Below are 26,072 nucleotides of genomic sequence, written 5' to 3'. Positions count from 1 at the left end.
AAGGAGATTCTATGTCAAACTATCCAAAAGCTATAGGACCTTATTCAGCTTATAGAGAAGCTAATGGACTTTTATTTATTTCAGGACAACTTCCTATTAATCCAGCAAGTGGTGAAATAGAAGCTAAAGATATTAAAGAACAAACTAAACAATCTTTATTAAATATAGAAGCTATTTTAAAAGAAAACAATCTTTGTTTTGATAATGTAATTAAAACAACTTGTTTTTTAGCTAACATTAATGATTTTGTAAATTTTAATGAAGTATATTCAAGCTTTTTTAAAGCTCCTTATCCTGCAAGAAGTGCTTTTGCTGTAAAAGATCTACCAAAAAATGCTTTGGTTGAAATTGAAGTTATAGCGGTTAAAGGATAAAATTGCTAGGACTTGGTTTTTCATTATTTAGTATAGCTTTGCTTGTATTTATGCTTTATAAAAAAATCAATGCACATATGGCATTGCTTTTAAGTGGCTTGCTTTTGCTTTCTTTAGCTGCTATTTTTGGACTTTCTCCGCATATTGTCGCTAAGGGTTCTTTAAATCTAGGTTTTTTTGATATATTTGAAGTTTTTAATCAGACTATGTCAAAAACATTGGCTGGACTTGGTCTTACACTTATGAGTATAGCAGGTTTTTCTGCCTATATGGATCATGTAGGGGCTTCTTATGCGCTTTTTAAAGTTTTTGAAAAACCTTTAAAAACAATAAAATCTCCCTATGTTTTGCTTATAGTTGCTTATTTTATTGTGCAATTTTTGGTTCTTTTTATACCATCTCACGCAGGTTTGGCACTTTTACTTATGGTTACTATGTATCCTATACTTGTGCGCTCAGGTGTTTCAAAACTTTCTGCTTTGAGTGTTATTGGTATTTGTCAATACATTGATCATGGTCCTGCAAGTGGAAATGTTATTATGGCATCAAAGATAGCTGAGATTGATCCTGCAATTTATTTTGTTCATTATCAACTTCCTGTAACTTTACCAATTATTATAGTTGTAGGTATTACAATATATTTTTGCAATAAATTTTTTGATAAAAAGGATAATTTTATTTTTAATATACAAGAAATTGAAAAAGAACTCAACGAAAATGAAGACAAAGAAAAAGAACTTAAAAAGCCTCCTAGAATTTATGCTATTTTGCCTATAATCCCTTTGGTTTTAATTTTAGGATTTAGTTCAGTGCTTGATAGTATATTAGTTTTAATGGGAATAAGTAGTGCTCAAGAAGTAAAAGCAGCTACTAGTACTGCAATTAAAATGAATGTTCCAGTAGCAATGATTATTTCAACTTTTGTGGCTATTATTTTTGAAATGATACGCTATAAAAGCGTAGTAGAAACACTAAATTCCATTATGATTTTCTTCAAAGGAATGGGACATTTATTTGTTATTACAGTTTCACTTATAGTTTGTGGTCAAGTATTTGCAAATGGTCTTTTATTTGTTGGTTTCGTAGATACTTTAATAGAATTTTGTAAAAATGCAGGATTTGGAGTTTTTGCTATTATTATTGCGGTTTCAATTTTGCTTGCAATTTGTGCTTTTTTAATGGGTTCAGGAAATGCAGCATTCTTTAGCTTTGCTCCACTTATTCCAAATATAGCAAAACATTTCAACATTGAAACTATTATTATGATAGCACCTATTCAAATTATGACTGGTTTTGGAAGGTGTATTAGTCCTATTGCACCTGCAATTTTAGCTATTTCATCTATAGCAAAAGTTAGTCCTTTTGCTATAATTAAAAGAACAGCCATTCCTATGTTTGTAGCAACTATAATAAATATTATTATGACTTATATTTATATTTAAAAGGAGAAAGAATGAATTCAAAAACTAAACTTATTCATTGTGGTAGAGGCGATCAAAGTGTTGAAGCAAGATCGGTTAATCCTGTGCTTATGCGTGCATCAACTATACTTTTTAAAGATCATGCTAGTTGGCAAAAACATAAGGAATTAAGAAAAACAGAACGTGTTTTAAGTTACGGCGCTAGAGGAACGACAACAAATTTTGAACTTGAAAAACTTATTTGTGCTTTAGAGGGTGGTTATAGAGCCCAACTTTTCCCAACAGGTCTTGCAGCACTTGCTATGGTGCTTTTAAACTATGCTAGTAAAGATGTACATTTTTTAATTACTGATGCTATTTATGGCCCTGTTAGAACAATTTGTGAATTATTTTTGGAAAAAATAGGCGTTGAAGTTGATTTTTTAAAAGCTGATGCAAGCGATATTGAAGAGAAAATTAAGCCCAATACTAAACTTATTTTATGTGAAAGCCCAGGCTCTATTCTTTATGAAATTATAGATTTACCAAAACTTTGCAAAATTGCTCACGCACATAATATACCAGTAGCTATTGATAATACTTATTCTAGTGGATATTTTCTAAATCCTTTAGAGCTTGGAGTAGATATTTCGGTTATTGCTGCTACAAAATATCTTAGCGGACACTCTGATGTAACTATGGGTATAGTAGTAGTAAATGAAAAAGAGTGGAAAAATTTTAACAGGCTTCCAGAAGTTTTTGGTTTTACAACAAGTCCTGATGATGTTTATTTAGTGCTTCGTGGTATGAGAACTTTGGATATAAGAATGAGAGCTCACGAAAAAAGTGCTGATGAAATTGTAGAATTTTTACAAAGCAGAAAAGAAATTAAAACTATTTTCTATCCTAAACTCAAATCTCATCCAAATTATGAAATTTTTATGCGTGATCATAAGGGTGCCAATGGTATGATTACTATAGAATTTATAGATAGTTATGATAAAGATGATGCTATTAAATTTGTAGATAAATTAAAATACTTTTCAATCGGTGCAAGTTGGGGTGGATATGAAAGCTTAGCCACTGTTACTACTCCGCCTAGAACTGCAATAGATTTAAGCACAAGAGGTCCATTTGTAAGATTTCATATAGGTCTTGAGGATACTAAAGATTTAATTGCTGATTTAACACAAGCTTTTGATAGTATTAAAAAATAAGGAGATAAAATGACAGGAATTAGCGTATTTGATCAAAAATTATTGGCAAATTCTTGGAGTACTGAAAGTATGCGTGAGATTTTTTGTGAGCAAAATCGCATACAAAAATGGCTCGATGTTGAAGCAGTATTAGCAAAAGCACAAGCAAAACTTAAAATTATTCCTAAAGAGGCAGCTGATGAAATAGCAAAAAAAGCTCATTATAAATTTATGGATATGGATTTTATTTTTGCTGAATTCAAAAAAACTAAACATCCTTTAGTTCCAACTGTTAGAGCTTTAGAAAAAGCTTGTGATAATAATTTAGGTGAATATGTTCATTTTGGGGTAACTACTCAAGATATTATTGATACAGGGCTTGTCTTGCAATTTAAAGAAGCGATGCAACTTATAAAAAGTGAATTAAAGGATATTGCAAAAGCTTTAGTAAAATTAGCTAAAACATATAAAAATACTGCTATGATGGGAAGAACTTTAACTCTTCAAGCTTTGCCTATTACTTTTGGTCATAAAGTGGCTATTTGGTTAAGTGAGCTTGAACGTCATTTTGAAAGAATACTTGAACTTGAAAAAAGACTTTATGTGGGTAGTATAGTAGGTGCTGTAGGAACTAAAGCAAGTTTAAGTGATCAGTGTAATGAAGTAGAAAGACTTACCTTAGAAAATCTAGGACTTAATGTACCTAATATTTCTTGGCAAAGTGCACGTGATCGCTTTGTAGAACTTGGTTTTGTTTTGGGTAATATTAATGCAACTTTTAACAAAATTGCACATGAAATTTTAATTCTTTCACATAATGAGATTGATGAAGTTGCAGAACCTTTTGGTAAAGGACAAGTTGGAAGCTCTACTATGCCACACAAAAGAAATCCTGCAATAAGTGAAAATGCAGTTACAGTAAGCAATGCTTTTAGGGCAAATTTAGCAATTTTAAGTGATATTGAAAGACACGAGCACGAAAGAGATGGACAAGTTTGGAAAATGGAATGGAAACTTTTGCCTGAAATGTTTTTAATGCTTTCTGTAATTTTAGCAAATATGAAATTTGCTCTTAGTGATTTAGAGGTAAAAAAAGATAAGATGCTTAAAAATTTAAATACTCTTAATGGCTTTGTTTTAGCAGAACGCATTATGTTTGCATTAAGTGATCATTATGGAAAACAACACGCTCATGAGATTGTTTATGAAAATGCAATGCTAGGCATTGAAAAACAAAAAACCTTTAAAGAAGTTTTACTTAAAGATAAAAGAGTATCTAAGGTATTAAAAGAAGAGGAAATTGATGCTTTACTTGATGCAACAACCTATGTAGGATACGCACCAAAACTTGTAGATGAATTTTTAGAAAAAATTAAAAATAGTGCTATTTTAAAATAGGAAAAATTATGTTTTATAGCGAAATTTTAGCAGATTTTATTTTTAATCTTAAATATGAAAATATCCCTAATGTGGTTATTCAAAGGGCTAAAGAGCTCATGCTTGATAGTCTTGGAACCGCTATAGCAGCAAGCAAAGAAGAATGTGTTTTAAATGTTTTTAAGACTTTTGAAAATTTAAGCATAGAAAAAAATACTTCTGTTTGGATAAATGATCAAAAATTAGATCCTATATATGCCACTATGCTTAATGGCATTGCTTCTCATATGTTAGATTTTGATGATACACATACAGAAGCTATTTTGCACGCAAGTGCAATTTTAACTCCGCTTTGTTTAAGCTATGGTTTTTCTATCAATCAAGATGCTAAAAAAAATATTAAAGCTTTTATAGTTGGCTGGGAAATTGCAGCTAGAGTAGGTATTGCAAGTAAAGGCACTTTTCATAAGCGTGGTTTTCATACTACTGCTATTGCAGGAATTTTTGGAAGTGTTAGCACAAGTGCAATTTTACTAGATCTAAATAAAGAGCAAATTATTAATGCTTTAGGACTTGCAGGAAGCTTTGCAAGTGGGATAAATGAGTTTTTATCTAATGGATCTAATTCAAAAGTTTTACATATTGCTAATGTCATTAAAAATGGAATTATGATTGCTCATTTTGCTAAAAATAACATGAGTGGACCTTTGAGTATTTTTGAAGGCAGAGATAATATATTTAAATGTTTTGGTATAGAAGAAGAGTGCGATAAAACAGAACTTAATAAAGGTTTAGGTGAAATTTGGCAAACTATGCAAGTTTCGATAAAGCCTTATCCAAGTTGTCATTTTGCTCACGGGTTTATTGATTGTGCTATTGCTTTAAGAAATGATGGCTTGAAGGCTAATGAAATTAAAAATATTCATTGTTTTGTTGATGAGGTTCCTATCTCTTTTATTTGTGATCCTTTGGAAATAAAATATACTCCAAAGAGTGCTTATGAAGCTAAATTTTCTATGCCTTTTTTAATGGCTTTAGGATTTTTTGATGGTCAAATTACTTTTAAATCTTATGAAAATTTAAAACGTAAAGAAGTACTTGATTTTGCTAAAAAAATTACTTATGAAAAAAGAAAATCTCAAGGTTTTCCAAAATATTTTCCAGGACATTTAAAAGCTATTTTGCAAAATGGAAAGATAATTCAAAAAGATGTTTTTATTAATAAAGGTAATTTTGATAATCCTTTAAAATTTGAAGAGCTAAAAACTAAATTTTTAAATAATGTTTGTATAAAACTAAACAATAAAGAAGCTAATGATTTGTTTGATTTTATTATGAATTTAGAAAAACAAAATAAATTTTTATAAGCTTTTAAAACTTAGCTTTTTACATTTTGAGTAATTAAATAAAGTATTAAAATTATTAGTATTTTTAAAGATTGATAAGTAAAAAATATTAAATTTTAGATAAGAAACTTATTTTTGACTTGTTGAAATATTCAAAAATTAAAAATTTAAAGTAGCTAAAATATAATTTATTTTTAATTTTTTTGTAGATTTTCTTTTAAGGGGAAATTATATAAATTCAAGTATTTTTTGCAATAATCTTAGAAAAATAAGTTACATTAAGAATAGTTTTTAAAAACTTATTAATTAGAAATTTTATATAAATAATACTTTATTTTTTAAGCTTATTGAAGACAAATTTAATAATTAATATAAAAAGTAGTATTTTTACAATCAAAAATTTAAAAATAAAATAATATAGTAGCAAAAGTATAAAATTAAATTTTTAAAACTTTTGATATTTTATTTACTTTGCAATTGATTAGAATTTTGTTAATACAGTTTCAAATAATATATAATTTAAATTGAAAATTATTTAAAGTTTGCATTTTTGCAAACTTTAATGAGATTAAGAAAAATAAGGTTTAATTTGCTCAACCCAAGCATCAATTCTTGATTCTGTTTGATCTTCTTGATTGTCATTGTCTAATGCAAGTCCTACAAATTTACCATCAACTACAGCTTCGCTTGCTTCAAAAGTATAACCATCAGTTGAAACTTCACCTACTAAATTTGCTCCAGCATTTTTTAAATTTTCGGCTAATTTTCCCATACCGCTACAAAATGTGTCAGAATAACTTTCGCTATCACCCATACCAAAAACCGCTACAGTTTTACCTGAAAGATTTAAAGCTGAAAAATCAAAACTATCCCAATCATCTTGTAAATCACCGCTTCCCCAAGTTGATGTTCCAAAAAGAATTTTATCATAAGAATTTATTTTATCAGCATCAATATCACTGATATTAAAAACATCATTAATTCCAAGTTTTGAAGCAATTGTATTTGCAGCACCTTCAGTATTTCCCATTGAGCTTCCATAAACTATTGCTATTGACATTTTATCTCCTTTAAAATTTTTAAATTATATATGGTATTTTATCATAATTTTGTTAAGTTCTTGAATATTAATATTAATTATTAATATTCAAAATTTTTTAATTCTTTGCTTGTTCCAAGTAAAATTACAACATCGCCACTATAAGCAATAATTGTTTCAAGATCTGGCATTATTTCCCAAGCTCCATTTGATTTTTTATAAGCAATTATTTTCATATTTTGTGCTATATGCTTAAGTGAATTTCCTGCCATTTTATCATCTACTATCATTTTAATGGCACGTATTGTATTAGCAGATAAATCAAAAATTTCGAAATCTGTTGAACGTAAAAGAAATTCTTTTACAAGTCTTTTTGCGCTTTCTTTTTCTGGATATATAACTTTAGATGCTCCTAATTTAGAAAGAATTTGGCCATGCATAGCAGAAGTTGCTTTTGCAATAATAGTATTTACTCCTATGTCTTTAAGAGCCATTAAGGTTAAAATACTTTTTTCAACATTTTCTCCAATACTTACAATAACAATTTCAGCTTCATGAAAACCAGCTTCTTTAAGAGCTGTGGTATTAGCAGAATCTAAAATATAAGCATAATTTGTAGAATTTTGGATATTTTTTAAAGCTTCTTCATCTTTATCTGCAACAATAACAGTATGCCCTTGAGAAATTAATTCTTCAGCAACAACTGAACCAAATTTTCCTAATCCAATAATCCCATAAGTAATATTTTTCATAAATTTATCCTTCCTTCTGGATATTTGATATACATAGTTTTATCTTTGTTAAATACAGAAAGTAAAAATGCAAAAACTCCTATTCTTCCACTAATCATTAAAATAATTAATATGATTTTACTTGGCTCATTTAATAAAGCACTTAAAGAAAGTGATCCACCATCTCCCACTGAAACTCCGACCGTAGCAAATGCTGAAGAAGTTTCAAATAATAGGGCAATAAAACGTATATCTGGATTTAATAAAGAAAGCAAAATTACGCATACGATGATATAAACAGCTGAACCAATAGCAATAATAAAAGCTTTATTGATAGTTTCTTGTGGAATTTCATAATTAAAAATTCTTACACGGCCATTTTTAATAGACCAATAAGCATAGATTAATAATACAACTATGGTAGTAACTTTCATCCCCCCAGCAGTTCCTCCTGGTGCTCCACCTATTACCATAAATAAAGATCCAAAAAACAAACTAGCATCTCTTAAACCACCTAAATCAAGCATTGAAAATCCTGCTGTTCTATAATTAATTGCTGTAAAGTATGAAGCAAGTAATTTATCAAAAAAAGAGAAATTTCCTATTGTTTTGGCGTTAGAGTATTCAAAAGTAAAGATGATAAAAGTTGAAAATAAAATTAAAAATATTGTTGCAATAATAACGATTTTGGCATGTAAGCTAAGATTTTGCAATCGTTTTTTTTGAAAAAAATAAAGTTCAATTAAAACAAAATATCCCAAACCTCCAATAATAATTAAGGTTGTGATAATAAAATTTATAGCCAAATCATTTTTATAATCTGCAAGCCCTGTTTTAATGATGGTGAAACCAGCATTATTAAATGCACTTATAGAGTGAAATAAACCAAACCATAAAGCTTTTAAAAAGTTCATATCTAGAGCAAAGCGTAAAGTTAATAATAAAGCTCCGCATAATTCTATAGCAATAATAAATAATAAAACTTTTTTAAAGAATTTAAATAAACCATCCATAGATGGGTAAAGCAAAGTTTCTCTTAATAAATTTTTACCGTCAAAACTTACCTTTTTTCTAATTAAAATATAAACTAAAAGTCCTATTCCTACGTAACCTAATCCACCAATTTGTATAAGAGTTAAAATAATAATTTGCCCGTAAATTGTAAAATCAGTTGCAATATTTTTAGTTACAAGCCCAGTCATACTAACAGCTGAAGTACTTATGAAAAAAGCATCTAAAAAACTAATAGGTTTTGTATGAGCCCAATTACACAATAAAAATAAAGCCCCTATCAAAGCAATAATAATATAACCAATTAATAATATTTTGAAAGTACGTCTATCAAGTCCGAATTGTTTCAATAAAACCTCATTTAAGTTTTAAATTTAATAAATCTTGTAATTCTAGCTTCTAAAACTTTAATAAAAATAAAAATAAAATTTAAAGTTATATTAAAGATAAAAAGATAGAATTACACTCTATGAAAAATTTTCGAAAATGGTTGGATAGCTCAGTCGGTAGAGCAGCAGACTGAAAATCTGCGTGTCGGCAGTTCGATTCTGCCTCTAACCACCATTTTTTTCTTCATATGTAAAAATATTCCTTTTCTTTATTTTTTAATAAATTTTTTAAGATATAAATTTAAATCATTTTATTTTTTATTGGTAATTTAAATAATTATAACACTATTTATTTTTATAAAATTTTTATTTTTCAAAAAAATATAGACAAAAAGATAAGCAAGTGAAAATATTTTTTTGTATTACTAGATTTTTTTAATTTTTAAGAATTTATTATGTAGATAATTAATTTAAGTTTTAGTTAAAAATCTATTAGAGTTTCTATATAAATTTATTTTACTAGCTAATAGAGAGATAGTGGTGGATTTAGCAGGACTCGAACCTGCGACCAACCGGTTATGAGCCGGTTGCTCTAACCAACTGAGCTATAAATCCGTTATTTTATTAAAAATGAAGTTGTAATTATAATTAAAATTTCTTAAAAATATTTTATTTTTTGATTTTTTGTGTCCAAAAAAATCTAAAAGTAATTAAATGTTGCAAAATTCCAAAAAAAACCATAAAGGTTGTGAAAGAGCTTCCACCGTGGCTAAAAAATGGTAAAGGAACTCCAACTACGGGAGCAAAACCTATAGTCATAGAAATATTAACCGCCGCATAGATAAAAATAAAAAGTGCTACAGCATTAATGGCCACTCTAGCAAAATAATCTTCTTTAAGTTTATAATTTAAGCTTAAAAGATGAAGTATAAGTAAAATATAAAGTATGATTAAGACAAGACCTCCTAAAAATCCAAATCTTTCTATCATATATGCAAATATAAAATCACTCGTAGAAATAGGCAAGAATTTAAAATGAGTTTGAGTAGCTTCTTCATAAGTTTTTCCAGTTAATCCTCCATTGCCTATAGCTATCATTGATTGAACAACTTGATAACTCGGTTTTTCCGATAAGAAATCGTGAATTCTTTGTTTTTGATACGGTTTTAAAAAATGAGTATAAATCAAAGGAGAACTTAAAGACAATGCTAAAAAAATACTAAGCCAAATTTTATAATTTACTCCAATGATAAAAAGTATTCCAAAACCAACTATAAGTAATATTGTAGCAGTTCCTAAATCCGGTTCTTTGGTAATAAGCAAAAAAGGTAAAAGTATATAAAAGCTTAGTTTTAAAAATTGCTTGACATTGTAGCCATTTCTTGATGGAGGATTTTGGTGGATAAGATAAGCAAGCATTAAAATAAAAAAAGGTTTAAATATTTCAGAAGGTTGAATAGTAAAATGTGTAAAGGGAATTTCAAGCCATCTTTTGGCTCCAAGTTTTTCAACTCCAAAAATATCTACGCTCAAAAGCAAAGCGATATTAAGCCAATAAAATACAGGTATAAGCCATATTAGCTTTCTAAGTGGCAAAAGAAAAAAAAAGCTAAAAGCTAAAAATCCTACACAAGTATAAATAAATTGTTTTTCAGCTAAAAAAGTATTTGCTTCAAATACAAGAAAAAATGATATTAGTATAATAGGCAAAATTAAAATAGGTTGAATATAGTCAAAATGTGTTAAAATACGTCTATCTAGTTTAAACAAAATTAGCCTTATAATTTTAATATATTGAATTATATGTTAAAATTCTTTAATTTTACAAAGGGTTTTAAAAAAATAATGCAAAATTTTTTAGTAAGCAATGATACTCGTTTGGATATTTTTCTAAGTAAAAGCTTAGAACAAAGTCGTAATCAAGTAGCTTTACTCATTAAAAATGGTTATGTTTTAGTTAATCAAAAAATTCAAACTAAAAATTCTTTCAAACTAAAAATAGGGGATATAGTTGATATTAAAGAAGTAATTTTACAAGAAAAGAAACTTAAACATGAGATAGATTTTGATATAGATATTTTATATGAAGATGATGATGTAATAGTATTAAATAAACCTCCTTATTTAGTTGTCCATGGGGCAAAAAGTGTTAAAGAAGCTACTTTGGTTGATTGGCTTATGCAAAAAAATTATACTCTTTCAAATTTAGGGGGTGAGCTTAGAGCAGGTCTTGTACATAGATTAGATAAACAAACAAGCGGAGCGATAATTGTTGCAAAAAATAATTACTCTCATAAAATTTTAAGTGATCAATTAAAAGATAAATCTATGGGTAGAATTTATCTTGCATTAATTAATTTACCTTTAAAACAAGATAAAATAATAATAGAGAAATTTTTAATAAGATCTCCTAGCAATCCAATTAAGAAAATAGCTATAAATGAAGATTTAGCAGGTGCAAAAAATGCAAAAAGTGCTTTTGTTAATTTAATGATCAATGATGAATTTTGCTTAATTGGAGCGAAGCTTTTTACAGGAAGAACGCATCAAATAAGAGCACATTTAGCAAGTTTAAATCGTTATATTTTAGGAGATTGTTTATATGGATATAAAGGAAAAGATGACTTAAGGGTTATGCTTCATGCTTATATTTTATATTTTATTCATCCAAGAACAAAGAAAATGTTATTTATTAACGCTCCTTTGATGGATGATTTTAAAAATAATTTATTGAAAAAATACACTTTAGGAGAATTAGATGAAAAAATTTCAGCTCAAACTTTATTTTCTTTGTTTAATTCTTTTGTTTGATATTGTAAAAGCAAAAGAAGTTTTAATTAACGAATCTCTACCAAAAATAGAAAATTTAAAAAGTATTAGTGAAATGAGTAGTATAGGTTTTGAGTGGGATCCTTTATATGATCAAAATATAGCCGGATTTTATCTTTATCGCGCCAGCGATAGTGAACCAAATTTCAAAATTGTCGCTACAATTAAAGATAAATTTCAAACACATTTTGTTGATACAAAATTAGATCCAAATACTAAATATTTCTATAGCTTAAGAAGTTTTAATGATCAAGGTCATATTTCAGAAGAAGGTAAAGTAATAGAAGTTTATACTATGCCACGTCTTGAAAAAATTCCTTTTGCTGAGGCTATTACAAATTTGCCAAATCGTATTAAGCTTATTTGGCGTCCTCATCCTGATTTGCGTGTAAATTCTTATATTATCGAAAGAATGAAAGAAGGAGAAGGAGAGTTTAAAAAAATAGCAGAAGTTAAAAATCGTTTAAATGCAGAATATATAGATGATAATTTAAAGCCAAATGAAAATTTTACTTATAGAATTTTTGCATTAAGCTTTGATGGTGTAAAAAGTGAGCCAAGCGATATTTTAAATTCAAATTCAAAGGCTTTACCACCAGAGGTTACTTCCCTAAGTGCAAGTTTTGATCAGGTAAATAAAATTTTATTAAATTGGGATAAAAGTGATTATAAAGATTTTTCTTATTATAAGATTTATTCTACAAGTTCAAGCTTCTTGCCTTATACTTTGCTTGCAAAAACTCAAGATAATAATTATGAAGATATAGTAAATGGAAAAAACAAAAGTAAGTATTATAAAGTAACTATAGTAGATAAAGATGGACTTGAAAGCCCTATGCCAAAAAATGCTATAGAGGGAAAAACTTTAGGAGACCCTTTGGCTCCAAGTATTATACTTGCACAAATTAAAGATGGTGCAATTGAAGTTGAATGGATAGATAATGATAATAGAGCAGTTGAATATATGGTAAAAAGATATGGTGGTGGTAGTACTGCTATTTTTAAAGGTCTTAAAGAAAAAAAACTTAGAGATATTAAAGCTTTACCAGGGGTAGAATATACTTATGAAGTTATTTCTATTGATAATCAAGGTTTAGAGTCTGAACCTTCTAAAAAAGTAAAAGCAGCTCAATAATGCCAAATTTTAAAACTAAAACAATTAAAGAATTAACGTTGCCTTTTTGTAGCAATGGGGTAGAATTTTTATGGAAAGCACATAATGAAAATATTATTTTAATTTTTACAAAAGTAGAAGAAGAAAGTTTTTTTTTACAAATCAAACAAGATGATAAAAATTTTATCATTAAAGCTGATAAGCATTCTAAACCATCTAAAATAACGTATGTACAAAAGGCTTTATTATGTTTTAAAGAAAATTTTTGCAATGATATTGTGAGCGAATCTTTTGCTTTTAAAAAAAATGCTTTAGATAAAAAAATTCCTTTAATAGCATATGATTTTAATGAAGTTTTTGAAAAATTACAAAATTATAAGAAAATTTATATAGAAATAGGTTTTGGCTCAGGAAGACATTTGCTTTATCAAGCTAAAACCCATCAAGATGTTTTGATTTTAGGTATAGAAATATATATCCCAGCTATAGAGCAGGTTGCTAAACTTGCTTTAAGTCAAGAAATAAATAATATTTTATTGATACAAAGTGATGCAAGATTATTATTAAGTGTTTTACAAAAACAAAGCATTGATAGGATTTTTTTACATTTTCCTGTTCCTTGGGATAAAAAACCACATCGTAGAGTAATGAGCGAGCCATTTTCTAAAGAATGTGCTAGAGTGCTTAAAAGCAAAGGGACATTTGAACTTAGGACGGATAGTTATGAGTATTTTAAATATAGTTTAAATATTTTTTTGGAATTTATAAATCCAAAATTTACTATAAAAAAGAATGAAGATTTAAAAATTTCAAGTAAATATGAAGACAGGTGGAAAAAACAAAATAAAGATATTTATGATTTGATTGTTTGTGATCTTAATTTTTGTGAACAAGAAAAAAATATTATAGATTTTGATTTAAAATCAATCTATTTTTCCAAAGAACAATTAAATTCTTTAAATGTTTTTAAAAATAAAACATTTAAATATAAAGATTTTTTTCTTCATATTGAAAATTTTTATTCTACTTTAAATGGTTTGGTTGTAAAAATAGCCTTTGGAGCTTTTAATAAACCAGAACATACTTATATTTTTTTAGGAGATGAGTGTTATTTTGTATTTAAAACTCCTTTTAAAACTTTAGAGAATTTAAAAGCCATAGAAGAATTTAAAAAAATAATTTATCATAAAAAATAAATTATTTTCTTGAATTTTAAGTGAAAATAAAGCAAAATGTTTTATTCGAATTTTTTATTTTTAAGGAAAATTAATGTCTGACCTTATAAAAGCACAAAAATTATCTTTAGGTTATGATGAGTTAGTGATTAAAGAAGCAAGTTTTGCTTTTAAAGATGATGACTTTGTTTTTATTACAGGTAAAAGTGGAAGTGGTAAAAGTACGCTTTTAAAATCATTTTATGGAGATTTAGATTTACTTTCAGGTCAGCTTGAAATTTGCGGAAGTAGTATGAAAAAAATAGGAAATTTAGAACTTTTAAAATTAAGACAAAAAATAGGTATTATTTTTCAAGATTATCGCTTAATTAAAGAATTTAGTGTTGAAAAAAATGTTATGCTTCCTCTTATGATAAAAGGTTATAGTAAAAAAATATGTCAAGAACAAGCAACTAAACTTTTAAAGCATGTAAATTTGACTTTTAAAGCAGATAAAAAACCAGATCAACTTTCAGGAGGCGAACAGCAACGTGTTGCTATGGCAAGAGCGTTGGCTCATAATCCTAAGCTTTTGCTTTGTGATGAGCCAACTGGAAATTTGGACGAGTATTCATCTGATATTATTTGGACTCTTTTAAAATCAGCTAGAGAGCTTTTAGGAACTTGTGTAGTAGTTGTTACACATAGAATCCCAAGTAATTTAAGGCTTAATTACAGAAGATTTAATATAGAAAATGGAAAAATGAATGAAATTTTTTAAAACACACTTATCTTTAATATTACCTTTACTTTTTATGATGTTTGCTTTTGAGTTTATTTTGTTAACTAATGCTACTTTAAAACATTATGAACAAGTTTTAAACAAAGAATACAATATTATAGTAACTAGTTCAAATGAATTAAGTCAGAATTTGATTAAAACCAAAATTACATCTGTGATATCAGTAGAAGCTTTAGATCCTAAAAAACTTATTGAGAGACTTAAAAATGATATTTCAGATAAAAATTTAAAAACTTTAAGAGCTTCTTTGCCAAAATTTTATACCCTTAAGCTTGATTATCTTCCAACTCAAGAGGAATTAGCGCAAATTAAGACCAATCTTTTAACAATACCTGGAATTAATAAGGTTGAAACTTTTTCAAAGACCCACGATAAAATATATTCTTTGCTTGTTTTTATTAAAGTGATATTTTGGTTTTTTATGTGTATTATTATCTTGCTTTCATTTGTGTTATTTTTAAAACAAATGAGAATATGGCTTTATGAGCATACACAAAGAGTTGAGATTATGTGTTTATTTGGTGCGCCATTTTGGTTTAGATCTTTTATGCTTTATAAAATTGTTTTAATTGATTGTTTAATTGCATATTTAATTTTGCTTATATTTTTTACACAAATTTATAATTTTTCATTTATACAAGAAAGTTTAAATTCTATTGACCTTATTTTACCTAAAATTAATTTTATTTTACATTTAAGCGGAATTTTTATTTTTACTTTGTTAATTTGCTTAATTTGTGTTAATTCTGTAATGTTTAAGGTTAAAAAATGAAAAAAATCTTTTTTCTTTTTTTTTGTTTTTTAAGTTTATTTGCTAATGAAATTTCAGAAAAAACTAAAAATTTAGAAAGCAATAAAAGAATTCAAGAACAACTTAATAAAAAATTAGAAGATTTAGCAAATGATATTTTAAATGGAGAAAAAAAATTAAAAGAACTAAATAATCAAATTCAAACCTTAAGTTTGCAAACAAATAAATTAGAAGCTAATGCTAAAACACAAAATCAAGAGCTTCAAACTTTAGCTTCTCAAAACAAAGAATTACTTAAAAGTAAAGCTTTAATGGAAAATAAACTTATAGTTTTAATGGCTAAAGATTTTGCCTATGATTTACCTATTCCACAGGGTTATATAGAGAGCCAAGAAAGCTTTATGGCTTTTGAAGTTTTAGGAGGACTTGATAAAGTTTTAGGTGAAGAGATCTTTAAACTTTCAAAAGATTATGAAGATGTAACACGTCTTATTGATGATAAGCAAGCTCAAATTCAAAAAATTAATCTTAGTCTTAAAGATTATAATGAACAAATTACTAAATTACAACTTCTAAAACAAAATCAACTTAATGAGATTAACAAACAAAAAACAGATAGAAGTATTTATGCTAAAAAATTAGATGATTTGCAAGCTCAACAAGAAGAATTAAGAAAAACTTTAAATCAATTAAAAATTATCCAAAGTAAAAAACAAGAAGAAGCAAATGATAATAAGTTAAAACCTTCAAATAATAATCAGCAAGCTATCAGACAACTTGGCTCAAGTTATCAAGGTGGCAATATTAAAAAATATACTGGAAAAAAAACTATAGCTCCTTTAGACTCTTTTACTGTAAAACAAAAGTTTGGTAATTATTTAGATCCTATATATAATATAAAAATTTTTAATGAAAACGTTATATTAAGAAGTACAAAAAGTGATGCAACGGTTCGAAGTGTTTTAGATGGCAAAGTTGTATTTGCTAAGGATACTTCTATGCTTCAAAGGGTTGTTATTATAGAACATAGTAATGGTATTCATACTATTTATGCACATTTAGACAAAATAGCGCCAACAATCAAAGTAGGAAAAAATGTTAAAAAGGGTTCGGTTGTTGGGAGAATTAAAAATGATTTAACTTTTGAAGTTACTCAAGAAAATTTCCATATTAATCCGTTAGAGCTTATTAGTTTAAATTAGCTAATTTTAATAGAAGTTAAAATATAATTTTATAAGTTTAAGGAGGAAAAATGCATCAAGATAAAAAAAGAGTTTTAGTAAAATTTTCAGGAGAAGCTTTGGCTGGGGAAAATGGCTTTGGAATTGAAAATTCTATTTTAAAATTCATTGCTGCAGAAATTAAAACTTTAATTCAAAATCAAATTGAAGTTGGTATTGTTATAGGTGGAGGCAATATAATAAGAGGTGTTTCTGCATCAAAAGGTGGTCTTATTAAAAGAACAAGCGCTGATCATATGGGAATGCTTGCAACGGTTATTAATGCTATTGCAATTCAAGAAGCGTTAGAAAGCTATGGACTTGATGTTAGAGTTCAAAGTGCTATACAAATGGAAGCTTTTTGTGAAACTTATATCATGAGAAGAGCTCAAAGACATTTAGAAAAAGGTCGTGTTGTAATTTTTGCTGCAGGAACTGGAAACCCTTATTTTACTACCGATACAACTGCTATTTTAAGAGCTGTTGAAATTGATGCTCATATGGTTATTAAAGCTACTAAAGTTGATGGAATTTATGATAAAGATCCAAATAAATTCGAAGATGCAAAATTTTTAAATACTCTAAATTATGATGAAGCAATGCAGGATAATATAAAAGTAATGGATGATACTGCAATTGCTTTAGCAAAAGATAATGCTTTACCTATTGTAGTGTGTAATATGTTTAAAGAGGGAAATTTGTTAAAAATAATACAAGGCGATACTAGTCTTTGTTCTATAGTAAAAAATTAAAGGATAAAAATGTTAAGGATTGAAGAAATTACTGCCAAAGCTTTAAAAAAGATGAATAATGATCGTTATAGACTATCTTTAGTTGTTGCAAAAAGAGCGGAACAATTAGCTAATGGTGCTACTTGTTTAGTTGAACTTGATAAAAATAAAGTAAAATTAACAGATATTGCTTTATATGAAATTGCAAATGATAAAATTACCTTAGAGGGTTTAGTTGAAGTTAATTGATGAAGAATTACTACTTGAAAAACTAATAGAACAAGTTAAAAATTGCAAAAGTCTTGAAGAAGCAAAAGAGCTTCTTTATGCTATTTTTAAACCTGATTCTATATTGGAAAAAGCAGTAAATTGTTGTATCGCTTATCATAAAGGGCAAGTACGAAAAAGCGGGGAACCTTATGCTGTACATCCTATTTTGGTAGCTGCTTTGGTAGCTTTTTTAAGTGATAATAAGTCTTGTGTAATTGCTGCTTTACTTCACGATGTGATTGAGGATACTTACTGCACAGAAGAAGAATTAGAAGAAAAATTTGGTTCTGAGGTTTTAAAACTTGTTTTAGGGCTTACTAAAATTATTGAGATTAGAGAAGATAATCTTATTAGTTCAAAATCTAAACAAAATTTAACTAAATCAGCTTTGACATTTAGAAATATGCTTTTAGCAGGAATTGAAGATGTTGGAGTCTTGGTTGTAAAGCTTTGTGATAGACTTCACAATATGCTTACTCTAGATGCTTTAAGAAGTGAAAAGCAAAAAAGAATTAGCGAAGAAACATTAGTTGTTTATGCTCCTATTGCTCATAGACTTGGAATTTCAAGTATTAAAAATCATCTTGAAGATTTAAGCTTTAAATATTTAATGCCAGATGAATATAATCAAATTAATCGCTATATTAATTCTAATAATCAACATATGCAACTTGGTCTTAATGAATTTATTTCTAAAATAGAACTTTTATTTTTAAACAATGGTTTTAGACAGGGAAGTTTTGAAATTCAAAAACGCATTAAACATAGTTATTCTATATATCTTAAGATGCAAAGAAAAGGTATAGGTATTGAGGAAGTTTTGGATTTATTAGGTGTTAGAATTTTAGTAGAAAAAGTAAGTGATTGTTATCTTGCTTTGGGGATTTTACATACACATTTTAATCCTTTAATTTCTCGTTTTAAAGATTATATAGCTTTGCCAAAACAAAATGGATATCAAACATTGCATACAACTTTGTTTGATACAAAAAATATTATTGAAGCACAAATTAGAACTTTTGATATGCATAAAATTGCAGAATATGGAATAGCAGCTCATTGGAGATATAAAGAGGGAAATGTAGCTGTGCCTAAACTTGATTGGATAAATGATCTTTCTTCAAATGAAGTTTTAAATTCGCAAGATTATAGTGCAATAGAGCTTTATGAATATGCTAAAGATAGCTTATATGTTGAAGATATAGCCGTTTATTCTCCTAAAGGAGAAATTTTTACTTTACCACGTGGAGCAACTGCTCTTGATTTTGCTTATGAAATACATACTAAAATAGGACTTCACGCAAAAAGTGCTTATGTAAATCGAATCAAGGTTCCGCTTTTAACAGAACTTAAGAATGGGGATATTGTTCATATCATAACAAGTGATGAAAAATTTTATCGTTGTTCTTGGATAGATAGTGTAAAAACTGGAAAAGCAAAAGCTAGTATAAGGGAATTTTGTAAACAAAAATCAAGAGAAATTAATCTTATTAATGTAATTAATATTTTATGTTTTATTTTTGGAACTTCTAAAAATCAGATTGAAAATTGGATTGAAAAAGAGAATCTAAAAAGAAGGATAAGACAAGCTTCTAATGATAAAGTATATTTGCAAGATATTGTTAATGGGCTTAAAAAATATGCAAAAAAATCTTATTGGTTTGATAAATACGAGATTAAAGAGCAAAAGATAGGGAATTTTATTCTTTATTCAAATCATAAAATTTCAAATATAGAATTTGACTATTGTTGCCATCCAAAATATGGAGACTCTATAATGGCTTTTGTTCATTCTGGAAATGCTATGGTTCATCATAAATTTTGTGAAAGAGCTGATAAGATGCTTGAAGAAAATAAAGATATGGTTTTTATAAAATGGGATGCTAAAATTCCAAAAAGTTATAAACTTCTCTTTTCTTTGGAGAATAAAAAAGGTGCTTTAGCTGAATTTTTGGCTTTACTTGCTAAAATGCAAATAAATTTATTAAAAATTAATTTATTTAATGAGAAAAGTTCTATTGTAGATTATTTTGAAATTATAATAGAATTTTTAGATGATATTAATCCTGAGCTTATAAAAGATAGATTAAAAACTCATTGTAAAATTTTAGATTTTGTATCTTTAAATGATGCATATAAAGAAAGTTGGTGTATATAGTAAAGGATAAAAATGGATATAGTAAATATTTTAGCCGAGATCAAAAGAGGATGTACTGAGATTATTGATGAAGAAAAAATAGAAAATTTAATTAAAAATTATTATGAAAAAGGCGAAAATTTTTTTATCAAAGCAGGTTTTGATCCAACTGCTCCTGATTTGCATTTAGGTCATAGTGTAGTTTTAAATAAAATGGCTTTTTTACAAAAACATGGAGCTATAGTGCAGTTTTTAATTGGTGATTTTACGGGGCAAATTGGCGATCCAAGTGGTAAAAATGCTACTAGAAAAAAACTGGATAAAGAACAAGTTTTAAAAAATGCAAAAACTTATGAAGATCAAGTTTTTAAAATTTTAGATAAAGATAAGACTCAGATTCAATTTAATTCTGTTTGGCTAAATGAACTCGGAGCAAGTGGATTGGTTGAACTTACTTCAACTTTTAGTGTAGCTAGAATGCTAGAAAGAGATGATTTTACCAAACGCTTTAAAGAGCAAAGTCCTATTAGTATTTGTGAGTTTTTATATCCTTTGCTTCAAGGTTATGATAGTGTTGTACTTAAAAGTGATATAGAAATGGGTGGAACGGATCAAAAATTTAATCTTTTAATGGGAAGAACATTGCAAAGAATTTATAATACAAATAAAGAACAAGCTATTATAATGATGCCTCTTTTAGAAGGCTTAGATGGCGTTAATAAAATGAGTAAAAGTTTAAATAATTATATAGGTGTTACAGAAAAAGCTAATGATATGTATGCTAAAATTTTAAGTATTAGTGATGAACTTATGTTTAGATACTATGAGCTTTTAAGTCAAAAAAGTTTAGCTGAACTTGATACCATAAAAGAAAATATTAAAAATAATAAACTTCATCCTAAAGTAGCTAAAGAAAATTTGGCTTTAGAAATAGTGGAACGTTTTCATTCTAAAGAACAAGCAAATAATGCAAAGATAGAATTTGATAAAATTCATAGTTTTAATGCTTTGCCAAGTGAAATTGAAGAATTTGAGTTTAAAGGAGAAAGTATTTGGCTTGCCAAGGCTTTGGTATTTTGTGGCTTAGAAAATTCAACTTCTTCAGCAAGAAGAAGTATATTAGCTAATTCTGTAAGTATTAATGGCAATAAAACCAAAGAAGAACAAATGCAACTTTATAAGGGTGAATATATTATACAAATTGGTAAAAGAAAATTTGCGAAGTTAAAGGTAGTTCAATGAGTTTTAAACCTTTAAAAATAGGAAAACATACTATAAAATACCCTATATTGCAAGGTGGTATGGGGCTTGGTATAAGCTGGGATAGGCTGGCTTCTGCAGTATCTTTAAATGGGGGACTTGGAATTATTTCATCCGTTGGAACAGGATATTATGGGAATTTGCAATATGTAAGCAAGGAATTTAATTCAAGACCTTATGGAAGTGAAAATTTTTATTCACGTAAAGGCTTGCAAGCATTAATTGATAATGCTAGAAAAATTTGTAAAGATGCACCTTTAGGGTGTAATATACTTTATGCTAGCAATGATTATGCTAGAATTGTGCGTGATGCTTGTGAAGTCGGTTTTAATGTTATTATTTCAGGAGCAGGTCTTCCTACAAATTTACCAGAATTTACTGCAGATTTTCCAGATGTAGCCCTTGTTCCTATTATTTCATCTGCTAAGGCTTTAAGGATTATTTGTAAAAGATGGCTTGGGCGTTATAATCGTTTGCCAGATGCTGTTATTTTAGAAGGACCAAAAAGTGGAGGACATCAAGGTTTTACTTACGAGCAATGTTTAAATCCTGCTTATAAACTTGAAAATTTAATTACTCCTGTATTAGAAGAAGTAAAAAATTGGGGTTCTTTTCCTGTTATAGCTGCTGGTGGAATTTGGGATAAAAATGATATTGAAAAAATGCTTTCTTTAGGGGCAAGTGGGGTTCAAATGGGGACAAGGTTTATTGGGACCTTTGAATGTGATGCAAGTGATGAATTTAAAAAAGTTTTACTTGAATGCAAAGAAGATGATATTAAACTTATAAAATCTCCTGTAGGCTATCCAGCAAGAGGAATTCAAACTAATTTGCTTGATTTGGTTGAAAAAAGAATGGGACCAAAAATTAATTGCGTAAGCAATTGTGTTTCTCCTTGTGAAAGAGGTAAGGAAGCTACAAAAGTAGGGTATTGTATTGCTGATAGGCTTTTTGATGCTTATTATGGAAAAAAAGAAACGGGATTGTTTTTTACAGGAGCTAATGGCTATCGTTTAGAAAAATTAATAAGTGTTAAAGAACTTATAGATAAACTTGTTAATGGGGAATAATGCCTAAAATTTTAGTATTATTTTTTATTTTTGTTAATTTTTGTTTTGGTGCTTTTGAAAACGAATTATCAAATTTTGATAAAAATTTTATTAATGCAAACAATCAAGAACAAGTTAAATTTCATCACCAGCTTAAAAGTCTTTATATACAAAGCGTAATACAAGATGATGAAAAATCTAAAATAGAAGTTTTAAAACGTTTAATTATTAGTTCTAATGCTCTAAATTTAGATGATAAGTCTTATGCTAATGAATTAGAAGAAAGCGGAGTGAAACAAAATGTTATTAATGCTTTAAGAGAAGTCATTATAAAACTTAAAGATGAAAAATCTAAAACATCAACAAAGGTAAGTTCTAAAAACGATACTCAAATTATTCAAGCATCAAATTCTTTAAATAAAAAAAATAAAGAAGAACAGGCTAAACCAAAGCGAATTAAGCAAAATGAGATTGAAGATCAAGATAAAAAAATAATAGATAAAAATTTAACAAAAAATATCAATCAAAATAAACAAGATACTAATTCTCAAAGTGATATTAAAAAAGATAAAATTTATATTTTATCTTCAAAAAAGAATGATCAAGGTGTTGAATTAAGTCTTAATTCAAATTTAAAAAAGGAAGATATTAAAAATTTTATTTTAGATGAAAAAAATAATTTTCGTTATATTATTGATTTTGGAGCTATTTTAGAAGGTGGAAGAAAAAAATATGATTTTAATGATTATAGTATAGTAATTTCTCAATATAATCCCAAAACAACGCGTATTGTTGTTTATGCTAAAGAGAGATTTCCTATTAATTTTAAGCTTGATGAGAATAAAATAAGTATTTTAGCAACACAAAAGGAGCAAGAAAAAAAGAAAAATTCTATTCAAGAAAAAAGTAAACAAGAAAATATTATAGATAAAAAAATAAGTAAACAAGAAGTAAAATCTCGGACTACGGAAAAAAAACAAATTCAAAATATAAATGAGAAAAAAAATCAAAAAGAAGAAACACTTTATGTTTTAGATGTGGATAAAGTTTTAAATGGAGTAGTTTTAAATTTAAGTAAAGATGTTGATGAGAAAGAAATTAATTCTTTTAGTTCAAAAGAACAAAATATTTTTAGACATATTATAAGTTTTAAAGGTGTTTTAGAAGGATCGCGCAAAAGTTTTAGTTTTAAACAAAATACAATTACAGTAGCACAATATAATCCTAAAACTATTCGTATAGTTTTAAGCGGATCAAAAGAATTTCAATTTACACAAGATGTAAGTGATAAAACTTTAATGATAGCTTTTCAAGATTCAAAAAATACTACAAAAATTAATTCTAATAAGAGTGCTTTAAATTCAAATTTTAGATCTAAAAAACTTATAGTAATTGATGCAGGACACGGAGGAAAAGATAGTGGTGCTTTAAGTGATAAAGCAGGCACTTTAAAAGAAAAAAATATAGTATTAGATACAGCTTTAAAGCTTGGCAATGAACTTAAAAAAAAGGGTTATAAGGTTCTTTATACTAGAAGTACAGATAAATTTATCAATCTAAGAGATAGAACTAAATTTGCTAATGATAAAAAAGCTGATTTATTTATATCAATCCATGCAAATGCAGCTCCTAATGCTAAAAAAGCTAAAAGTGCTGAAGGGGTTGAAACTTTCTTTTTAAGTCCAGCAAGAAGTGAAAGAAGTAAAAAAGCTGCTGAAAAAGAAAATCAGGGAGATTTTGAAGAAATTAATTATTTTTCAAAACAAAGTATCTTAAATTTTTTAAATCGTGAAAAAATTATAGCGTCAAATAAATTTGCTATTGATGTTCAAAAAAATATTCTTTCTCAAGTAAGAAAAAAATATAAAGTTGTTGATGGTGGGGTAAGAGAGGCTCCTTTTTGGGTTTTAGTTGGGGCGCAAATGCCAGCAATTTTAATTGAAATAGGCTATATTACTCATCCAAATGAAGGTAAAAGAATAGCAAATAAAAATTTTCAAGATACTTTAGCTAAGGGAATAGTAGATGGAGTGGAAAGTTATTTTTATAACAATCGTTAAAGAATATGAAAAAAGCTAATATTATTTTTAAAGATAATACTCCTTTTTCTTTAGATTTTGATGATTTTTATTTTAATTCTAAAGATGGCTTAAACGAAAGTAAATATATCTATAGCGAAGCTTTTGAATTTACACAAGAAGATAATTTTGTAATTGCTGAATTAGGTTTTGGTATAGGCTTAAATTTTTTTCTTACTTTAAAAAGATTTTTAAAATACACAAAAAGACCTAAAAAACTTTTTTATATTAGCATAGAAGGTTTTTATATAGAAAAAGAATTTTTAAGAGAAATTTATAAAAAATTAGGATTTTATGATGAATTTAAAGAGTATTTAGAAGAATTTTTGAAATTTTATCCAAAATGTAAAAAAGGGTATTATCGTTTTTATTTTAAAGATTGTTTTTTAGATCTTGTTTTTAGTGGTATTAATGTTTTAAACGATCTTGAGTTTAAAGCAGATGTTTGGTATTTAGATGGTTTTTCTCCTAATAAAAATAAAGAAATGTTTGATGAAAAGCTTGTATTTAATATGGCAAGATTATCAAATTTTAAGGCTCAAGTTTGCACTTTTTCTGCTTCGAGCTTTTTAAGAAAAAACCTTGAAAAATTTGGCTTTGAAACAAAAAAAGTTGCTGGTTTTAAAAAAAGAGAAATGCTTAGAGCTTTTTTTAAAGGATATTTAGTTAAAGATAAAGAAGCTTATTTTGCCAAAATAGATCAAAAAGCAAAAAATAAAAAAGTTGCAATTATAGGATCAGGCATTTGCGCTGCATTACTTGCTTATGAGCTTAGTTTAAGAGGATTTGATATTAGCATTTTTGAAAAACATTCTTCTTTAGGTTGTGGCGCAAGTGGCAATGAAAGTGGAATTTTAAGCTCTTTAATCTTAAAACCCAATGTTTCTTTAGGGGAATTTTCCCAAGAATCTTTTATTGAAGCAAGTCGTTTTTATAGACAAATTCTTAATTTATCTTTTGATGGGGTATTTGAATTTGCTCATAATGATTTAATGAAGCAAAGATTTTTAAGTCAAAAAAATAATCCTTTATTTGCCATAAAAGATAATCAAGCTTTTTTAGAAGATGGTGGCGTTATAGATCCTAAAGAAATTGTAAAAACACTGTTTGCAAAAAGCAATGCTAAAATTTTCTTTAATCATCAATTTATAAGTTATGAATATGCTAATGATCTTTTTTCACTTCAATTTAAAGAAACTGAAAAGAAAGATGGTTTTGGAATTTTAATTTATGCTTTAGGCTCAGATACTAAAGATTTTATAAATTATGATGGGATGAATTTAAGCAAAGTTAGAGGTCAGGTTACTCATTTAAAGCCTGTTTTAGATATTAAATATTCTTTATCTTCAAAAGGTTATATTTGTCCTATAAAAAATGATATACAAGTAATTGGAGCAAGTTATGATCGCTTAGATGATAACTTAACTCCTAAAGATTTAGATGATAAAGAAAATATAGAAAAAGTCAGCGAATTTTTAAAAGATAAAAACATTGCTATTATTGGTTCAAAAGTAGGTTTTAGATCTTATTCAAGTGATAGGTTTTGTATAGTAGGAGCTGCTTATGATGAGCAGTTTTATAAAATAAATTATAAAAATTTGTTATGGACTAAAAACAAAGAACAAAATTTTGGAAAGAATATTCCTAATCTTTATTTAAATTTTGCACATGGATCAAGAGCTTTTGGAACAAGCATTTTAGCTGCTAGGTATATTTGTTATCTAATCAATAAAGAGCCTTTAGGTTTTTTTAAAAAATTTGTTCCTGATATACATCCTGCAAGATTTTTGATTAGAAAACTAAAAAAAGGTTTATTATAAAATTAGTATTTAATTTACAAAATATTATAAATAATAAATCAAAATTTAACTTTA

General features: G+C 27.2%; 21 protein-coding genes, 2 tRNA genes and 2 pseudogenes. 20 read left to right on the top strand and 5 right to left on the bottom strand.

All coding sequences use genetic code 11. The features are described 5' to 3' along the window. The first annotated feature begins 11 nt into the window (after positions 1-11). From GQV94_RS05915 to GQV94_RS05895, 5 genes are read left to right on the top strand one after another with little or no spacing between them, the layout of a single operon-like run. On the top strand, positions 12-374 hold the full coding sequence (locus tag GQV94_RS05915) for a Rid family detoxifying hydrolase (protein ID WP_200170125.1): 363 nt from the start codon (positions 12-14) through the stop codon (positions 372-374). Between the two features lie 2 nt (positions 375-376). Then, complete coding sequence (dcuC, locus tag GQV94_RS05910) at positions 377-1,816, top strand: C4-dicarboxylate transporter DcuC (RefSeq protein ID WP_200170124.1); 1,440 nt, start codon at positions 377-379, stop codon at positions 1,814-1,816. Positions 1,817-1,827: 11 nt separating this feature from the next. Next, complete coding sequence (locus tag GQV94_RS05905) at positions 1,828-2,991, top strand: trans-sulfuration enzyme family protein (RefSeq protein ID WP_200170123.1); 1,164 nt, start codon at positions 1,828-1,830, stop codon at positions 2,989-2,991. Between the two features lie 9 nt (positions 2,992-3,000). Then, on the top strand, positions 3,001-4,368 hold the full coding sequence (gene purB / locus GQV94_RS05900) for an adenylosuccinate lyase (RefSeq protein WP_200170122.1): 1,368 nt from the start codon (positions 3,001-3,003) through the stop codon (positions 4,366-4,368). 8 nt (positions 4,369-4,376) lie between these two features. Further along, positions 4,377-5,714, top strand: coding sequence for an MmgE/PrpD family protein (locus tag GQV94_RS05895; protein ID WP_200170121.1), 1,338 nt, complete (start codon positions 4,377-4,379; stop codon positions 5,712-5,714). Positions 5,715-6,261: 547 nt separating this feature from the next. On the opposite strand, the gene fldA is transcribed toward GQV94_RS05895, so the two are convergent. The 3 genes from fldA to GQV94_RS05880 all read right to left on the bottom strand — a co-directional run bounded on the left by fldA (position 6,262) and on the right by GQV94_RS05880 (position 8,824). Continuing rightward, entirely contained in the window at positions 6,262-6,753 is a 492-nt protein-coding gene (gene fldA / locus GQV94_RS05890) for a flavodoxin FldA (RefSeq protein WP_200170120.1), read from the bottom strand. 80 nt (positions 6,754-6,833) lie between these two features. Next, the gene (locus GQV94_RS05885) at positions 6,834-7,484 is read right to left on the bottom strand and encodes a potassium channel family protein (RefSeq protein ID WP_200170119.1); all 651 of its coding nucleotides are present in this window, start codon (positions 7,482-7,484) and stop codon (positions 6,834-6,836) included. Continuing rightward, positions 7,481-8,824, bottom strand: a complete 1,344-nt coding sequence (locus tag GQV94_RS05880) for a TrkH family potassium uptake protein (protein WP_200170118.1) — start codon at positions 8,822-8,824, stop codon at positions 7,481-7,483. The genes GQV94_RS05885 and GQV94_RS05880 overlap by 4 nt, the downstream gene beginning before the upstream one ends. A 138-nt stretch (positions 8,825-8,962) precedes the next feature. Here GQV94_RS05880 and GQV94_RS05875 point away from each other — a divergent pair. Beyond that, positions 8,963-9,038, top strand: a tRNA-Phe gene (locus GQV94_RS05875). A gap of 303 nt (positions 9,039-9,341) precedes the next feature. Here the strand turns inward: GQV94_RS05875 and GQV94_RS05870 are convergent. Then, positions 9,342-9,418, bottom strand: a tRNA-Ile gene (locus tag GQV94_RS05870). A 54-nt stretch (positions 9,419-9,472) separates the two neighbouring features. Continuing rightward, positions 9,473-10,573: an FtsW/RodA/SpoVE family cell cycle protein gene (locus tag GQV94_RS05865; RefSeq protein WP_200170117.1), complete on the bottom strand. Its 1,101-nt coding sequence runs from the start codon at positions 10,571-10,573 to the stop codon at positions 9,473-9,475. 75 nt (positions 10,574-10,648) lie between these two features. Here GQV94_RS05865 and GQV94_RS05860 point away from each other — a divergent pair, with 75 nt between their 5' ends. From GQV94_RS05860 to mnmC, 14 genes and pseudogenes are all read left to right on the top strand, one after another. Then, on the top strand, positions 10,649-11,614 hold the full coding sequence (locus GQV94_RS05860) for an RluA family pseudouridine synthase (RefSeq protein WP_200170116.1): 966 nt from the start codon (positions 10,649-10,651) through the stop codon (positions 11,612-11,614). After that, complete coding sequence (locus GQV94_RS05855) at positions 11,562-12,767, top strand: fibronectin type III domain-containing protein (RefSeq protein WP_200170115.1); 1,206 nt, start codon at positions 11,562-11,564, stop codon at positions 12,765-12,767. The genes GQV94_RS05860 and GQV94_RS05855 overlap by 53 nt, the downstream gene beginning before the upstream one ends. Continuing rightward, positions 12,767-13,942 carry a tRNA (guanosine(46)-N7)-methyltransferase TrmB gene (gene trmB, locus GQV94_RS05850; protein WP_200170114.1) on the top strand — a complete coding sequence of 392 codons (1,176 nt, stop codon included), beginning with the start codon at positions 12,767-12,769 and terminating at the stop codon, positions 13,940-13,942. Before GQV94_RS05855 ends, trmB begins: the two co-directional genes overlap by 1 nt. Positions 13,943-14,015: 73 nt before the next feature. Then, positions 14,016-14,681 (top strand): cell division ATP-binding protein FtsE, encoded by a 666-nt coding sequence (locus GQV94_RS05845; RefSeq protein ID WP_200170113.1) that lies wholly within the window; start codon positions 14,016-14,018, stop codon positions 14,679-14,681. Continuing rightward, positions 14,668-15,474 (top strand): ABC transporter permease, encoded by an 807-nt coding sequence (locus GQV94_RS05840; RefSeq protein ID WP_200170112.1) that lies wholly within the window; start codon positions 14,668-14,670, stop codon positions 15,472-15,474. Before GQV94_RS05845 ends, GQV94_RS05840 begins: the two co-directional genes overlap by 14 nt. Next, entirely contained in the window at positions 15,471-16,655 is a 1,185-nt protein-coding gene (locus tag GQV94_RS05835; RefSeq protein WP_200170111.1) for a murein hydrolase activator EnvC family protein, read from the top strand. Before GQV94_RS05840 ends, GQV94_RS05835 begins: the two co-directional genes overlap by 4 nt. A gap of 50 nt (positions 16,656-16,705) precedes the next feature. Next, on the top strand, positions 16,706-17,425 hold the full coding sequence (gene pyrH / locus GQV94_RS05830) for a UMP kinase (RefSeq protein WP_200170110.1): 720 nt from the start codon (positions 16,706-16,708) through the stop codon (positions 17,423-17,425). 9 nt (positions 17,426-17,434) lie between these two features. Continuing rightward, entirely contained in the window at positions 17,435-17,653 is a 219-nt protein-coding gene (locus GQV94_RS05825) for a DNA-directed RNA polymerase subunit omega (RefSeq protein ID WP_200170109.1), read from the top strand. Continuing rightward, complete coding sequence (locus GQV94_RS05820) at positions 17,640-19,832, top strand: RelA/SpoT family protein (RefSeq protein ID WP_200170108.1); 2,193 nt, start codon at positions 17,640-17,642, stop codon at positions 19,830-19,832. Before GQV94_RS05825 ends, GQV94_RS05820 begins: the two co-directional genes overlap by 14 nt. Positions 19,833-19,844: 12 nt before the next feature. Continuing rightward, positions 19,845-21,053: a tyrosine--tRNA ligase gene (gene tyrS / locus GQV94_RS05815; protein ID WP_200170107.1), complete on the top strand. Its 1,209-nt coding sequence runs from the start codon at positions 19,845-19,847 to the stop codon at positions 21,051-21,053. Beyond that, positions 21,050-22,141, top strand: a complete 1,092-nt coding sequence (locus GQV94_RS05810; RefSeq protein ID WP_200170106.1) for a nitronate monooxygenase — start codon at positions 21,050-21,052, stop codon at positions 22,139-22,141. Before tyrS ends, GQV94_RS05810 begins: the two co-directional genes overlap by 4 nt. Then, positions 22,141-23,389, top strand: a pseudogene (locus tag GQV94_RS07960) (N-acetylmuramoyl-L-alanine amidase); the annotation flags it as partial. The gene GQV94_RS05810 and the pseudogene GQV94_RS07960, both read left to right, overlap by 1 nt. Positions 23,390-23,493: 104 nt before the next feature. Next, positions 23,494-24,180: pseudogene (locus tag GQV94_RS07955) on the top strand (N-acetylmuramoyl-L-alanine amidase family protein); the annotation flags it as partial. Positions 24,181-24,185: 5 nt separating this feature from the next. After that, positions 24,186-26,018 (top strand): bifunctional tRNA (5-methylaminomethyl-2-thiouridine)(34)-methyltransferase MnmD/FAD-dependent 5-carboxymethylaminomethyl-2-thiouridine(34) oxidoreductase MnmC, encoded by a 1,833-nt coding sequence (gene mnmC / locus GQV94_RS05800; RefSeq protein ID WP_200170104.1) that lies wholly within the window; start codon positions 24,186-24,188, stop codon positions 26,016-26,018. The last annotated feature ends 54 nt before the right edge of the window (positions 26,019-26,072 follow it).

This window comes from Campylobacter sp. TTU_617 (assembly GCF_016599045.1).
Lineage (GTDB): Bacteria > Campylobacterota > Campylobacteria > Campylobacterales > Campylobacteraceae > Campylobacter_D.
This window is presented reverse-complemented; position numbering and strand designations above follow the sequence as displayed.